The following is a 15,173-nucleotide window of genomic DNA, read 5'->3' on the forward strand; positions in this document are numbered from 1 at the left end:
GTTTCGCTATTTATCGGGCACGTCCCCTGGTGCTCTGTCCAGCGTTGCTTCCGGGTAAGGCAGCGATATGGTGAATTTTGCGCCTTTCCCGGGCTCCGAATCCACTGAGATGGCGCCTCCCATCCTCTTCACTATCTCGAGGCTCACCGAGAGCCCGAGCCCCGTGCCCTGGCCTATATCCTTGGTGGAGAAAAAGGGCTCGAAAATTCTTTCTTTTACCTCTTCCCTGATGCCGGTGCCATTGTCTTCCACCGAGATATGAAGTGCCTTGCCGGCTTCGAAGGCTGTTATGATAATCTTCCTGTCAGTGCCTCGCGCCGTTATAAGAGCGTCCTTGCTGTTAAGGATGAGGTTGGTGATCACCTGTGAGAGATGATCGGCCCTGCCCCTGATGGGGCGCACCTCTGTTTTCCTGAACTCCACGGCGATATTGTCCTTTTCCAGGAGCTTGACGAGGAGCTCCAGAGTGTCCTCCAGAAAGGGCCATATATGTATCTCCTCGTCGTTGCTCTCTTTGCTCTGCGTGTAGTGGGAAAGCTGCTCATGGATATCAATGCACCGTATGATGGCCCTCTGGGAGATGGAGAGGCGCCTTTCAAGCTTCTCGGTCCTTTCGACGCCTGAAGAGACTTTGTTGAAGCTTGTGAGGATAGTCTTCATGGGCCTGCTGAGCCTGTGGGCCACTCCTGCAGCCAGAGAACCCACGGCAGACATCTTGCTTGACTGGACAAGCTGCGCCTGTATCGCCCTGAGCTCCCTGTTGGTCTCCAGGGCTTGGAGATAGAGGCGGGCATTCGATATGGCAAGGGCCGCCTGGGTGACAAGGATGGTAAGGAAGCTGCGGTGATCCCTTTCAAACTGATTCTTCACAAGCATCAGAAATCCCAGGAGCTTCCCCTTCTCCCTGAAGAGCGCAAGGGAGATCTCCCCTTTCTGATGGGGGAAGAAAGTCTCCCTGATATGGGCCCCTTCCTTGAATGATGAGACGGGGTTCTGAATATTTCCAAGCGACGAGAGAAGGGCGCCCTTGTCGTGCACTTCCCGGCCCCGGGGCAGTGATTGAAGCGTTCCTCCCGCAATGAGAAGAGCCATATCCTCACCGGACCCGCCTATGAGAAAGAGGGCCCATCCCTCGGCATTGATGGCCTTCCTTGCCTGTTCCGCGATGTTTTCAAGGGTGGCTTCAAGCTCAAGAGTGCTGTTGATACTCCTCGCAAAATCGAAGAGCACGGAGATGTCGTCTTTTTCTGCCGCCGCCTTGATCCCGAAGTTGAGAAGATAGAATCCGCAGAGAGCGGGCACGATGAGCAGAAGAAGGGAGAGAGGCCCCATGCTGCTGTAAATGAGAACCGCCACAACGCTGAGAGAGACGAGGGACAGCTCCATGAGCTCGCCAAGGGGATCGACATGGCGCTTGAAGGGGGAGAGATTCTCGAAGAGGGCAATCCTCGTGTTGGTAGCAAGAAAGCTGATCAGAAAGCACAGGGAGGCGGAAACAGAGAGAGCCAGCACGAGTGAGAGATCAAGGCGGGAAAATGAGGGAGTCCCGCCAATGAGGTAATAGACCATGCCGGGAAGGCACGAGATAAGGCAGCAGTATGAGAGGTTGTAGAATGTCGAGAGGACATAGTCCTTCAGGTACTCCTTGAAGAGCTTCCATTCACTCCGCACCTGCGTGGCGATGTACAGCAATATGGCTGCCATGAGGCTTGTCCCTATCCAGGGCCCCCAGATCCACAGCCCGAAGAACGTGACGGGCCAGGTGATTGAGAGCTCTATGGCGACACGGGGGATCTTGATTTTAAAAGTGCTCAGTCCATAGAGCACCATGGTGAACAGGAAAAGCACAAAGGGCGGCGGGGCAGGGAAGCAGAGCCCCATGATGGTGAGCACCGCCAGGGAGCAGACCGAGAGGAGAATGACAAACAGGGAAAGATAGCGGCTGTAATTCATGGCTTTAAACGGAACTTCTCATCATTTGCTGCGGGGAGGGAATGTTCCTCTTTTGAGGGGAAATCAAAAGACCCGGCGCCGCCGGGCCTGTGGAGTGCCTTTTCGCGGGGGACTAGGTCCTTCTGGGAGGCCAGATTGAAGTAGGCTTCTTGCCCTCGTTTTCCATCTCGTCCATAAGCTCGTCGCTGAAGGTGAGGAGGTCAACGGGATTCTCCATCCTGTCGTCGATCTTTTCCTTCTGGTCCTTCTCGTTGTTCTGCTCATCGGGCTGGTTTACCTGGTCGGTGGGATTGTTCCACATATCGGCGTAGTTATGGAAGTTCGATGAGCCGTTTGCGAGGGCATAAAGGCTTGAGAGAACGCCAGAAAGGCCGCTGCCGCCACCGGAAGCGCCACCGTCACCGGCTGAACCGGCTGCCGCCGCGCCGCCGAAGCCGCCGAACCCTCCTGCTGCTGAGCCTCCCGCCATTCCTACTGACATTGTCTTGTTCTCCCCGCACTTTTTATCTTCTCTACCTCAACTATACCATGAGGGGGAGAACTCATGTAAGAATCAAATATGTTAACTTGTGAAAAATATGTAACAATTATATGAACAAATTGTAAATCTTTTCCAGGTGGCATATCTCTTTTAAAGCCTGCCTCAGGGGGAACTGAGACGGAATTTCCTGGAATATTCCTTCCCTTTCGAGATTATTTCATCCTCGCCAGGTACAATCCCATCTCTCATGAGGATCTTTCCATCGCATACCACGGTGTCAACGGCAGCGCTCGAGGCTGAATAGGCGATATCGGAGAATATGTTGTGCCCCGGCGTCATATCGGCCCTGTGGTCATCGAGAAGGATAAGATCGCCGAGAGAGCCCTCATCAAGCACGCCGGCTTTAAGGCCGAAGGCTTTTGCGCCCGACTCTGTCGCCATGGTGAAAGCCTCTTTCGCGGGGAGGATGCAGCAGTCACTGGAATGGAATTTCTGGAGAAGGCAGGCAAACTTCATGCTCTCCATCATATCGAGGTTATTATTGGAGGAACAGCCGTCAGTTCCAAGCGACACCGTCACCCCTGCCTTTTTCAGCTTCCCGTAGGGCATTGCGCTCCCCACGGCAAGCTTCATGTTCGAGACCGGGTTGTGGGCAACTTTCACGCCATGCTCGCTCATGAGGCTGATCTCGTAATCATTGACCCAGACGGCATGGGCTATTATGGTGCGCGGCGTGAGAAGCCCCAGGGAGTGGAGGTATTCAACAGGGCGCTTCCCATGGGCGTTGAGGCAGTCAATCACCTCTTTTTCCGTCTCGGAGAGATGGATGTGGACCATGAGGCTGTTTTTTTCTGAGAAGTCGGCGCACCAGCGGAGGCTCTCCTCTGAAACAGTGTAGATTGCATGGGGGCCGAGAACGCAGAGTATCTTCGGGTCAAGCGTCGTGCTCATGGCAAGGAATTCCTCATTCAGACGGAACTGCTCACGGGCTTTCAATGTGTCGCCCATGTCAATCATCACTATCGAGAGAGCTGCCCGGAGGCCCATTTCCGTCACCGCCCTGGCAGTGCCCTGCCAGAACCAGTACATGTCATTGAAAAAAGTGGTGCCGCTCTTTATCATCTCAAGGCATGCGAGCCTGGCGCCCCAGTAAACGTCTTCTTCAGAGAGACGGGCCTCGGCGGGCCAGATCTTTTTTTCCAGCCATTCCTGGAGGAACATATCATCGGCGTAGCCTCTTAAAAGGGTCATTGCCGCGTGGGTATGGGTGTTGAAGAATGAAGGGAGGGCAATCTTGCCCTGCGCATCAAGCACTTCATCTGCATCAAAGCTCTGCAGGGTCCCGATCTTTGAAATCAGCCCCTCTTTGAGGTAAATATCCTGCGTGGTGCCGTTAACGGCGGCATTCCTTATCAGAAGGCTCACGGTGACAATCTCCTTTTTCTGTTATCATATGGTTCCATCAGGACCGCAACTTTCCTTCTCCCGGCTCCCCCGGTGACAGGAGGAATGTGGGGCAAAAGGGAGAAGGTACTCATGAACTCCTCGATATATATACCTTTCCAGGGGCTTCAGAAGGGGTTCACAGTCAGGCAAATCTAATCACAAGGAGGAACAGGATGGCAGACGTTTTTGACATTATTCTTCTTCTCGCGCTCCCGGCCTCGGGAAAGTCGGAAACAAGGACATTCATCGCCGCTCAGGAGGAGAAGGCCAAGAAAGAGATCTTTCACCTGGGAAAGGATGCGCAGATGGATGACTTCCTCTATGTGCACCTTATGAGATGCATTGACGTGGAACTGAAGAAGGCCGGGGGAGACTATGTCTTCTTTCACGCTCCTGACAAGACCTTCAAGGAAGCCGTCTCCTGGGGCGTCCTCACCCTTCTTCTCAGCGACGACTATGAGCAGCTTATCGATAAGCATGGCGTCATAGACACAAAAGTTGAAGATCTCTACAGGAGAATCGATGACGCGAGGGCAAGGCTCAATGCGAAGCCAATCTTTTACAGCAGCGGCAAGCCCCTTATTGACGAGGACAAGCTCCGCAGGGTGGCTGACGCCCTGAGGGAAGAATACAGGAAGATGCAGGAAGAGCGGGAGACCCAGATACCCAAGGACATGACGGGCGCAACGCTCATCATTGAGTTTGCCCGTGGTGGCGCCGAAGGCTCGTCAATGCCCCTTTCCTACGGCTATGAATACAACCTGAAGCTTCTTACCCCCAAGATACTTGAGAAGGCGGCCATACTCTACGTGTGGGTCACCCCGGAGGAGTCCCGCAGAAAGAACAGGGAGAGGGAGGATCCCAACGACCCCGGGAGCATCCTGGCCCATGGAGTCCCCGAAGAGGTGATGCGCAAGGAATATGGCTGTGACGACATTGAGCACCTCATGGGCAAGTCTGACCAGGAAGGCTTTATCAAGGTGGAGCGCCCGGAAAGGTCCTATTACCTGCCGATCCAGCGCTTTGACAACAGGAAGGACAAGACCTCCTTTGTGAGGAGCAATGTCTGGAAGGATGAGGACAGCAAAGCCCTTTATGACGGCCTGAGCGAGGCCTGCATAAAGCTTTATGAGAAATACCGCTCACAGGTGCACCCTGTCTGAGGAAGGAAAGCCTTCCTGTGGAGCTGGTAAAGATCTTAGTGGGATTTCTCGGGGCGCTTTTCGTGGGCTTCGGCATATCGCTTTTTGAAAGAGCCCGCGAGGTGGCAGGCGTTTCACGGGAGTATTTCAGGCTCGCCGTGGAGTCCGTAATAAATCTCAATGACAGAAAAGAGCGGAGGGTCCGTGTAAAAGGCACGGTAAAGCCCTCCGCTTCTCTTCTGGCGGGGCCTTTTACCGGCAAGGAGTGCGTATACTGCAAATACAGAGTGCTCACGAGGCGCTCCTTCCTTCCGTCAACACAGACTGTGGAAGGGAAAGAGGAGACGGTCTTCATGGTGGAAGATCCCACTGGCGCCGTTCTCGTTGAGCCTTTCGGGGGAAGGTTCATCATAAGGCATGACACTCTGAGCGAAGACGATCTCTCTGCTGACTCCGCTGCGAGGCTCAGGGATCTTATGGAAAAAAAAGCAATGCGCAAAGGGAGCTCCCTGACCATCATAGAGGAGCACCTGGAGCCTGAAGAGCCGGTGACGGTCCTTGGCACGTACTGTCCATCAGCAGGAGACGGCAGGGGGAGCATCGGCCTCTCAAGGAAATCCCCCCTTATAGTCGTGAGGTGCTCCGACGAGGCCTTCGCCCTTCTTCACCGCCGGGCCTGGTCAAGGCTCCTGCTGCTGGGGCTCTGCTTTCTCGCCGCCGGCCTTTTCAACCTTTACCTCCTCTTTTTCTTCCGATGAGGAGGAGTTTTCCCCTTTTGGCTGCAGCGGGCTTTTCTGAGGCCTTTCCCCGCGCGGGGCAAGGAGAAGTAAGAGGAGGCCCGTCAATGATGTCGCCACCGTGATGAGAATTCCCTTTTTGAAGAGTGTCGGCCTGAAGGAGAGGACCACGCGGTGGCTTCCTTTTCCCAGCGCCACTGCCTGGAAGGCGTAATTGGCCTTCAATACTTCAGCGGGCCTGCCGTCAACGGCTGCTTCCCACCCGGGGTAGAAGACCTGGGATATGAAGAGAATTGACTTCTCACTGCAGTGAGCAGTGATAGTAACAATGTCGGGAGCGTATTCCTCAATGGAAGTCCCTGTCCCCTCCTCTGCTGCCGGGGTATCAGCTGAAAAATGAGGCTCATGCTCAAGACAGGCGGTCTCTTCAGGACTGAAGTCCTTCGAAGAGACGCGGTTCAATATGGCTTCACGGGAATCCACCCTGAAACCCTTCACGAGATATGCCCTGGGGAGCGCCGCCAGATTCTCATAAATGACAACCCTGTCACGCAGGACCTCCCTGAGTGTGCTGTCAGGCCCGGGGAGGGGCTTTTCAAGAATGAAGTAGCGCACGTTGAGCATTGAAAAGACGGGCGACTGATAGCCTGTCATCTTCACCACGTTGCCGAATATGACCCTTTCCTGAGCCCTGAAGCCTGACTCGACGGTGCTCATCAGCTGCTGAAACCATGAGGGGTAGAGTGACTGGCCGCCGCCGGCGTCATCTATGGAAAAAACCTGGAAAAGATTGTTCGGATCGGGAGACGCAAGGTTCAGCACGCGGAAAGGGCCCTGCTGCGCCATGAGATACCTGAGAGGAGGAGTGGGCTCAGGGGCCTTTCTTTCCGTGACGGGGATATATAGAATTCCTGAGAGGCCGAGATCCGCCATCACGAGGAACAATGCCAGGTGTGATGCGAGTTTCACCTGAAGCGAGCCTCTCTGGAAGGCGCGGAGCACAAGCGCCCCTGCCGCGAGGATAATGGCGGGAAGGAACAGCCAGAGGTTCATTGGGCTGTAATAAGAGGCGATGGCTTTCATATATTCAAGGTACATCTCGGGGCCTCTCCCGCAGGTGAAGGAATACTGCACGCGGGGGAATCCCCATTTCAGGAGCGGGATGAAGAGGCCAGGGATGGCCTGGAAGAGGAGCACTGTGGCGAAGCATATGCCGTAGAAGGCCAGGAGGATTATCACGGTGGAGGTGACGGGCTTCCGTGCCTCCTTTTCTTCGAAATAACGGTGAAAACCTGAGGCGGCGAGTATGCAGAGGCAGAAGAGAGCAAGATATATGAACCTTCCCGGGATCATTTTGTTAAAGAGGGGAAGGAAGGTAAAGACAGGGTAGTAAAAGATGGTGCAGCCGGCCCACAGAAGGGCGCAGAGGGCCGCGAAGGCGAAGAAAAGACGCTCCCTTGCCCTGCATGACAGGATACCTGCTACGGCGAAGGGGATGGAGAGGATCCCGATATACCAGCAGGTCTCATGGTACATCATGGAGCCCCTGGCGAAGAAGTGGAGGCCCAGGGCGGGGTTTCCCAGCGCCTGGGGGCAGAGAAAGGTGAGGAGAAAGGTCCAGAGGGGCGCCGAGTAAAGCTGGAAGACCTCATTCCACGTGAAGGCTTCACGCTGGGTGTACCTGAGCATCTCCACGGAGAGGAGGGTCTGTACCGCCGAGACCCCGAAGGCGAAAAGGCCTGTAAGCAGAAAGGAGAGGGCGCATCTTCTCAGGCTCGTGGAGCCGGTGAAGACCATGAAGAGGCCGTAGGCGAAGAAAAAGAGGGCGAAGTAGAGGGAATACTGGAGAAGGGCCACGAGCTGGTAGACTCCCAGGATCATCCCCGTGATGACGGCGTACCGTGCCTTCTGCTCCATGATGCTTTTCCTGAAGAAGAGAAAGGCCAGGGGGAAATAGGCGTTCACGTTGGCGATGTCACCGTACTCGAGCCATCCCGTCGCCAGGCCTGAAAACATCCATATCACCGCGGCAAGGAGCGAGGCGCAGGGTGAGCACTGGAAGCTTCGCGCCAGGAAAAACATGGCGATGCCGGCGACGAGCGTGTGAATAAAGATGAGGAGGCCGTGGGCCTTTTCCACGGGGAGGAGGCGGTGGGCAAGCATCTTGACGGGGTAGAACAGGCCGGCCCTTGCGTCGGGCACGACGGGAAAGCCGCACATGGAGTGGGGGTTCCAGAGCCACGTGCGGCCCTGGTGGCACATCCTGTTGTAGAAGAAGTCTGCAGGGTAGCCGTAGGCGATGATGTCGCCGAGCTGGTAGTTCCATTTCTCATCGGGGAGCATCCCGCCGAAGACGGGGTCATTGGAGATGAGCCCCGTGGCGAGGTAGGCTTTCCCGCCGAAGATGAAGTCGGAGAAGAAGAGCACGGCGAGAAGGGCGATGGCTGCAAGGTAGATTCCTGTCCGTAGGCGGTGGCTCATAAAGGATGTTTCTCCGCGGGGGGGAAAAGTCTTGCAAGCGAAGTCTGTATTCATCGCTCTCATTCATGATATAATTGAAAGAGGTGCGGGATGTCCCTGAGGTGAGGCATTGTTAGTCCGGCAGACAAGGAGGTCACCATGAGAATTGAGATAGAAACGGAAGAAGATGGCCGTTGGATCGCTGAAATACCGGAGCTCCCCGGAGTGATGGCATATGGTCAAAGCAGGCAGGAAGCTATCCGCAGTGTGAAAGCACTGGCTTTACGTGTGCTGGCTGACAGGCTTGATCATGGAGAGGCCATCCCGGAGCTTGGCCATATGTTTGCCATAGCGTCATGATAAAATGGCCGTCTGTTAAGGCACAAAAGCTTCTTAATGCTTTGCTTCAGATCGGGCCGCGGATGCTGGCGCGTATTGCAAAGAAGACCGGTATATCGCCAGGTGATCTGTAAGACCTGGACACTGAATCCTCTCAATCAATCTCTCTGGCCTGACAAAGAGGGATATTATTTTTTAAAGTATTCTCCTGCTTGCGGCGGGCTTAACCCGAAGCTTTGTCGAGCATTGTGTTTATGGTCCTGATGTGTCCCATGCTCTGAAGGAGGAGATCGAGCGTCTCCGCCATCTTTTCCTGTGAAGGGGCATCTATATAGCGCTCCAGGCTGTCCAGCATCATCTGCAGGATACTGTGAGCTCTCAAGAAGGGTCATAAGAAGGCTTTTTATTTACAGGGAAGTCATTCTCACGCCTGAATACCGCGTCTTCGCCAAGCATCTGGAAACCTGCGTGAAATGCGCGGATTACCTGATGTTGTAAAGGGGAATGGGTCACTGAAGAGGGCATCACCATGCTGGTATTTTCCTGCCACGCCGATACATGCTTTTACTCCCACACGCTCAGGCGTCTTGAAGATGGGGTGGTTGAAGGCAACCTGGATAATTTTGCCGGCGTCCATGCGGTAATGAAAGCTTATTTCTCTGGAAGGCTCTCGAGCGATCACCTCAGGATTGAGCTTACTCATGGCGAGGAAGATGACTCTGAAGGTGCGCATGATGTTCTCAGAACGTTGCGAAAACATGACTTTGTGCTTGTGTGGATGTTTATAGAGAGCGGCTCGACAAAGTCTGCCTTCTCGCGATGCCTATAACCGGCGGCGATTATAATGAACAGGTGGTGAGGTGCCGGGAGAAGAGCATTGAGGCCGCAGCCGAGGCTCTGTGTAGAATAGCGGAGCATTTTCCAAGATTCTGCAGGGAGCACGGGATAGTTCAGACTTAGGATAAGGCATTAAATAAGCATAATGATGAGCCTGAGAGGAGGGGGCTCGCATGAGTAAGATTAAGTGATGGAATCGCCGGAGCCCGCCAGGACTCCCTTTTGATAGACCAGGAAGGGAGTGCCTTCCGAGAGGGAGCCGAAGGTGAAGGTAAGATCATAGGGCGCCCTGCCCTTCACGGTGAGGGTCCGCAGGCCATGGAGGAGGTGGAGGTGGCAGGCCTCGCAGAGCACGATGAGGTTCCAGGGGTCATCGGTGCCGCCCTGGGAGCGCCTGATGATGTGATGCACGTGCAAATTCCGACGGCACCGGCAGCCGGGGGTCTGGCAGCGAAACCGGTCGCGCTTCAGGATTTTGTGATGATGGGCCGCTTTTTTCAAGGTTCCCTCAGTGACAATGTAGTCTGCCAGGAGGGCTGCAAGGAATTTCTCTTCCGGTTGGCCCAGGTTGTCGGCTGCTTCCGCGAGGGCAAGGCGGCCGAGAAAGGCATGGACCGCCAGGTTCCAGATTTCAAGGAGCTCCCGGGGGAGAAAGAATTTTATCATCATGGAGCTTCCTGCCGCCGGCGAGGGATCTCCCGCCGTGAGGATGTCCACCAGGAAGGTCTCCTCGGGATTCTCGCCCCGGGGGATGGTACAGATCTGCCGGGCTTTTTGCCCCGCACACAGCCTCGAATTTCTTTCAATTTCAAGGGAAGCCTCGGAGGCCATCATCTCATCGACATCGCTGAAGTACCTCCAGGGCGCATCAAAGCGCCTGTCGCGGCCTGCAATGAGCTTCTCGTCGTCTGACGCGAGAGGCCACGAAGAGCAAAGAGAGGGGCCCTTATACCACGAGCCATCACGTATGCAGTCCTGCACCTCCGGAGAAAGGCCCCGGAACCTCTCGTCGGTGAGATAGCGGAGGCCGGGAAGCAAAGTATAATTGTGGGAGACCAGGCAGTCATATTCAAGGATCCTGGCAACTCGCCCCGCCTCTTCCCTGAGGTCCGCCGTGGGCACGCTCGCGGCATAGGCAATCCACTGCGATTCATTCCTGGAGTCCACCAGGGGGAGAATGAGGCGCGCCTGCTCCCTGGTGATGACGCCCTTCCTGAAGGCGTCTTCGGTGAGGGAGTGGCGGCGGAATCCCTCGGCGAGCCTGATGAGCTGGCGGGTCTGCGCCATCGAGAAGCCGCAGCGCTCCCCTGCATAGTCCTCGATGAACTCATAGCCGAGAAGGCGGTGGAGCTGCCGATCATCCATCGCCCGAAGGAGCATTCCCGCGGCCACGTCAAGCCTCTGGCGGATGGAGGCGGCCCTCCGGAGGCGGCCCGCAAACGCCCTGGCGGAGACCCCGGCGTATTCTCCGCCGGACCGGGCCTCTTCCAGCCACGACGGAAAATGGATGCTCCAGGGCAGCTCCCAGGGAGCGCCGCAGGAAGGGCTTCCGAAGGCCTTCCCGACACCCTCATCGGGATCGCTCACACGCCGGTTTCCCATCCTTCTCTTCATGAGGGGCACCCGTGAGAAGAGGGGGCGATTTCCCTTGGCATCAAGGGCCGGAAGCTCCGGGGCGGCTTCCCCTGAGGCAAGGAAATTCGCAAGGAGAGCCTCGACAAATCCTGAGACAGGCCCGTCATAGTGCTCTTTGTCCCGGAAGAGGGAGAGGGCGAAGTCCCAGGTGAGGGCAAGGGAGGGCGGCACGCTGAAATACATCATCGTGCCCTCAGCCTCGTCACCGTGCGCATCATCGCACGCCCCGCCCGCTGCGCGCAGACTTCCTTCAGAACCGGGAGCCCCATCGGCCTTCCCTTCAGCGAGGGCCCTTTTCACTTCCTGCTCGAGGCCGCACAGCGAGCGCCCACTGGCAATGGCGAGCCACTCACCCTCGTTCTCGGGCATGATGACCCTCGAAAGATGCCTGAGAGCGCTCTTCGCGATCCTGCCCTCAAGATAGGCCTCCCGGGTGAGGGGGAGCGCCTTGAGGAGATCGAAGTTGTGCATCAGCTCCGATGCGGTGCGCCCGGAGAACGAGAGATGCTCCGTGGCGAAGGTGCCCATGGAGCGGTATCCTAACTGATCAACCCCTTTCGTTTTAAGAGTGACGAGAAGGCCGCCGAGTGCAAGATCAAGTGCCAGGCGGCCGCGGACTGCCTCGCAGAGCAGAAAATCAATGCGCTTTGCCCGCTCATCCCTGTCGATTGAGCCGAAGGAGATATCCTCGGTGAGCTTTTCCGCTTCGGGGATGAGGCCCTCCCTGGTGAGCTTGACGAGGTGCTCCGGCCTGCAGGGCCCTCCCGCGGAAAGCTCATAAGGCTCCGGCAGGAGCAGCATGTCCTCGTAATCCTGAGAAGACAATGGATTACCGAGGTGAAGAAGCTCTTCTTCATCTGGAAGGAACAGGGCAGTAACGGAACGAGTCTCATGTGTATCCATGATTGTATCATAGCATATCAGCCAAAAAACATCAAACAGGCTGCCCCTCTCAAACCTTATCACAGAGAGGATAAAATGCCGTCACAGGATGCCCTCCAGAGGGCCCGGAAGAGGTTGAAAGGCCAAAAATGACTCTGAATGCCATGAAGCGAGAGTCAGTGAAGGACCAGGCCGGTTTCCCCGCGTTTCAGATCCAGTCTGTCGCCGGGCATAAGGTTTTTTTGCGCGGGAAAGATTTTATAAGACAGCGGAAACCATGATCCCATGTTCCTGAACCCAAAAATAAAGGGACTTCTCCCCAAAGGAGGAGTCCTTGTCACTTTTCTCCACGGAAAACCTAAATATTATGATCATACTTTTTCACTGACACCTATATGGCAGCGAATGAAGCTCTAATGATTTCAATGAATGAAAAAGCTTGTTTAATACTGAGGGGGAGCATGATGCTATCCGACTATATCCATCAGGCCTTCAATAATGCTTTCCAACTCTTCGTAGCCTGCAGTGCCGATTTTTTTGCCCAGCCGGTCGGTGGACAAAGTTCTTATCTGGCCGATCTTCACCCAGGAAGGCCTCGTAAGACCATGGGAGCTCAGTCTGTATGACAAAGGGAAGCCGGCGGCGGGCTCCCTGCTTGTGACCGCCAATGCTATGACCGTACCGCTTCTCTCGTTGAAGATATCCTGGCTTATCACGAGGACGGGCCTTTTGCCCGCCTGTTCTCTTCCCCTGACGGGATCAAGATCTGCCCAGAATATATCACCTCTCAGTATTTTTCCCATGCCTTATTCACCGCGTCAAATCCTTCTTCTGAGAGCTTTCTCTCTTCCTCGGGCACAACCTGTGATAGGGCGCTCTGCAATCGGTTCTTCCGCCACCGTGCAATTCTTTCTTTCAGAACTTCCTGGATTGCTTTGCTTCTGTTGGGATATAGGCCCTCCGATACCCATAAATCTATTTCTTTAAGGCATTCATGCTCTAATGTGATAGCAATTTTAGCACTGGCCACACAAATCACCTCTGGTAATCTATTTTATCAACCCAATCTTTCTTTGTCAATCATAGAGCCACTATGCAATGTCATACGATAGTTACAATGGATGGGCAGGTCAGTGCCTATCCATTGTGTGTAAGAAAGAATATGGAGTGGAAAAATCAAGGGACTGACCCAAACTAACGTGGATTACCAGGAAGGCAGAGCCACAAACAACTTGAAATAGTTGTTGAGTAATCTAAAGGAGGTCAGTCCCATGAATAATTATAGCACACTCTATGTCGGGTTGGATGTCCATAAGGAAACGATTGTTGCGGCATGCATATCTGGAGCAACTGGTGAAATTGTTGGCGGGGAAAAGTTTTCGAATGACTTGAAAAAACTCAAGAACTATCTTAAGCAACTGGAAAGAAAATTGAATGGAAAAGTCTTGGCGTGTTATGAAGCTGGTTGCATGGGGTATGCTCTCCAGAGAGAAATTGAGCGTTGGGGTCACACCTGTAAGATTTTAGCACCTGCAATGATTCCTCAACGACCAGGAGATCGCTGTAAAACCGACAGGCGCGATGCTGAAAAGCTGGCAAATCTCTGCTTCTCTGATCAGCTTACGTTCATCGCGATTCCTGATGAAAAAGATGAGCCTGTGAGGGATCTGCTCAGATACAGAGATGTGTTGCGAAAAGAAATATTGCAATCAAAGCATTATGTATTGAAATTTCTCCTGCGAAAAGGTTTCGGTATACATCAGGTAAAGCCCATCGGACAAGATGTCACTGGGAGTGGCTCCGCTCCATTCGTTTTGATTACTCTCTCGATCGTGAGCTCTTCCAGGAATACCTCGTGCTTTTGGAGTTCAAACTCCAGCGTCAGAATGAAATTGACCGGCGGATTGAAGAAGTATCAAGAACACCCAGGTACTCAGAAAAAGTGAGGTATCTATCTGCCTATCGAGGCATTGATATCTATTCTGCCATGGTTTTGCTTCTGGAAACAGGTGACTTTAATAGATTTCCAAAAGCAATGAACTACATGAGTTTTCTTGGTCTGGTGCCTTCTGAGTATTCATCGGGTGGTATTGAAAAACGCGGTCATATTACAAAAACAGGGAATTCTCACTGTCGTCATGTATTAGTCCAGGCAGCCTGGCATTATTCGAGACCTGTTAGGATTGAGAATATTGTGAGTAAGCTCTCTGGGATGCCGCCCTGGTTAGTTCTCAAGTAATCCAGGCACAGGAAAGACTTTGCCGAAAATACTGGAAATTGGCGCGACAAAAAAGTCCTCGAATTGCTGTGATAGCAGTGGCTCGCGAACTGGCCGGTTTTATCTGGGCAATGATGAAGAAACTTCAAGAGGAAAAGGCTCACAAGTTAGCAGCATAAGTCATAATCCTAAATTATATGTTTGGGGGATGGCACGGTACGAAAGCAGGAACCTCGAGAACGTTATGTGACAGTCATTGAACTGATTCACGCGGATAGTTTCAAGGTTCCTCGACGAACGTGGTAAAATGCGGCAACATCGTTGACCCGCGCATATCAGAGTGATTCATCGTCGAAGCATCCGTGCCGTCTCCCAAATAAAAAACAAGAGGTGTTATCTATGTAGAAAAAGATTGTGGATACTGCCGTTCTGTGCATAACTTATGGACAGCAAGCTGCCCACAAGTTATACTCATCACTTGACCAAGTCTTCGACCTGCTCACAGTATCCACAACGTGAGTGCAAATATTTATAAAATGAGAGAAAAAGCGAAGAGTTCCTGGGACGCTTTTTGTGCCTCTTGACAAGGCCCATCCATATCAGCGTTCGCCTTTCACATGCAGACCCACCCCTCCTGCTCGGATTTTTCTTTATGCACCAATAATTTTGCTGCGTTCCCCTTCTCTTTTATGAATTCACAGGAAAGACAGCAGGAGGACAGGGGACATTCTCCTCTTCAGCAAACGTTTGATTCTGTCCCTATGGGTGCACAGGAACACAGACAGAATCTGTTTGCCCGGGAGAATTCCCCTGGCCTCTCTCTACAGCGCCTGCCTGGTGTGATGCAAGTGGCAACAAGATAACCAGGTAGTATCAATGAGGAAAATATTCTTCGATTGCAGCGGACTTGGTGACTGCCTGCAAATTCCGAACGCTGTCAGTGAAATATGACAAGAAAGTGTATCTCGGGATTAACGATCTATTTACCTTTTGTTCACATATCGGAAATATAATTCTGGTAAAATATGATCAGTGACTGATGA

13 protein-coding genes are annotated in these 15,173 nt (G+C 53.7%); 4 read left to right on the top strand and 9 right to left on the bottom strand.

What is annotated here, in order from left to right:
* Positions 1-6 precede the first annotated feature (6 nt).
* From RDV48_10020 to RDV48_10030, 3 genes are all read right to left on the bottom strand, one after another.
* Positions 7-1,953, bottom strand: a complete 1,947-nt coding sequence (locus tag RDV48_10020; protein ID MDQ7823117.1) for an ATP-binding protein — start codon at positions 1,951-1,953, stop codon at positions 7-9.
* A 112-nt stretch (positions 1,954-2,065) separates the two neighbouring features.
* On the bottom strand, positions 2,066-2,434 hold the full coding sequence (locus RDV48_10025; protein MDQ7823118.1) for a hypothetical protein: 369 nt from the start codon (positions 2,432-2,434) through the stop codon (positions 2,066-2,068).
* Positions 2,435-2,596: 162 nt separating this feature from the next.
* The gene (locus RDV48_10030) at positions 2,597-3,859 is read right to left on the bottom strand and encodes an amidohydrolase (protein MDQ7823119.1); all 1,263 of its coding nucleotides are present in this window, start codon (positions 3,857-3,859) and stop codon (positions 2,597-2,599) included.
* Positions 3,860-4,053: 194 nt separating this feature from the next.
* Here RDV48_10030 and RDV48_10035 point away from each other — a divergent pair, with 194 nt between their 5' ends.
* Entirely contained in the window at positions 4,054-5,043 is a 990-nt protein-coding gene (locus tag RDV48_10035; protein ID MDQ7823120.1) for a hypothetical protein, read from the top strand.
* A gap of 17 nt (positions 5,044-5,060) precedes the next feature.
* Positions 5,061-5,780 carry a hypothetical protein gene (locus RDV48_10040; protein MDQ7823121.1) on the top strand — a complete coding sequence of 240 codons (720 nt, stop codon included), beginning with the start codon at positions 5,061-5,063 and terminating at the stop codon, positions 5,778-5,780.
* On the opposite strand, the gene RDV48_10045 is transcribed toward RDV48_10040, so the two are convergent.
* Positions 5,703-8,240, bottom strand: coding sequence for a YfhO family protein (locus RDV48_10045; GenBank protein MDQ7823122.1), 2,538 nt, complete (start codon positions 8,238-8,240; stop codon positions 5,703-5,705). The two genes, RDV48_10040 and RDV48_10045, sit on opposite strands and share 78 nt — an antisense overlap.
* Before the next feature lie 138 nt (positions 8,241-8,378).
* On the opposite strand from RDV48_10045, the gene RDV48_10050 reads away from it, so the two are divergent.
* The gene (locus RDV48_10050; GenBank protein MDQ7823123.1) at positions 8,379-8,579 is read left to right on the top strand and encodes a type II toxin-antitoxin system HicB family antitoxin; all 201 of its coding nucleotides are present in this window, start codon (positions 8,379-8,381) and stop codon (positions 8,577-8,579) included.
* A 202-nt stretch (positions 8,580-8,781) separates the two neighbouring features.
* On the opposite strand, the gene RDV48_10055 is transcribed toward RDV48_10050, so the two are convergent.
* The 5 genes from RDV48_10055 to RDV48_10075 form a co-directional block, all read right to left on the bottom strand.
* Positions 8,782-8,940 carry a hypothetical protein gene (locus RDV48_10055; GenBank protein ID MDQ7823124.1) on the bottom strand — a complete coding sequence of 53 codons (159 nt, stop codon included), beginning with the start codon at positions 8,938-8,940 and terminating at the stop codon, positions 8,782-8,784.
* A 42-nt stretch (positions 8,941-8,982) separates the two neighbouring features.
* Positions 8,983-9,318: a hypothetical protein gene (locus RDV48_10060; GenBank protein ID MDQ7823125.1), complete on the bottom strand. Its 336-nt coding sequence runs from the start codon at positions 9,316-9,318 to the stop codon at positions 8,983-8,985.
* Positions 9,319-9,578: 260 nt separating this feature from the next.
* Positions 9,579-11,933: an HNH endonuclease signature motif containing protein gene (locus tag RDV48_10065; protein MDQ7823126.1), complete on the bottom strand. Its 2,355-nt coding sequence runs from the start codon at positions 11,931-11,933 to the stop codon at positions 9,579-9,581.
* Positions 11,934-12,379: 446 nt separating this feature from the next.
* Complete coding sequence (locus RDV48_10070; GenBank protein MDQ7823127.1) at positions 12,380-12,715, bottom strand: type II toxin-antitoxin system PemK/MazF family toxin; 336 nt, start codon at positions 12,713-12,715, stop codon at positions 12,380-12,382.
* Positions 12,700-12,942, bottom strand: a complete 243-nt coding sequence (locus RDV48_10075; protein ID MDQ7823128.1) for a CopG family transcriptional regulator — start codon at positions 12,940-12,942, stop codon at positions 12,700-12,702. The genes RDV48_10070 and RDV48_10075 overlap by 16 nt, the downstream gene beginning before the upstream one ends.
* Before the next feature lie 241 nt (positions 12,943-13,183).
* Here RDV48_10075 and RDV48_10080 point away from each other — a divergent pair, with 241 nt between their 5' ends.
* On the top strand, positions 13,184-13,858 hold the full coding sequence (locus RDV48_10080) for a transposase (GenBank protein MDQ7823129.1): 675 nt from the start codon (positions 13,184-13,186) through the stop codon (positions 13,856-13,858).
* The last annotated feature ends 1,315 nt before the right edge of the window (positions 13,859-15,173 follow it).

This window comes from Candidatus Eremiobacterota bacterium (assembly GCA_031082125.1).
Lineage (GTDB): Bacteria > Vulcanimicrobiota > CADAWZ01 > CADAWZ01 > Ess09-12 > Ess09-12.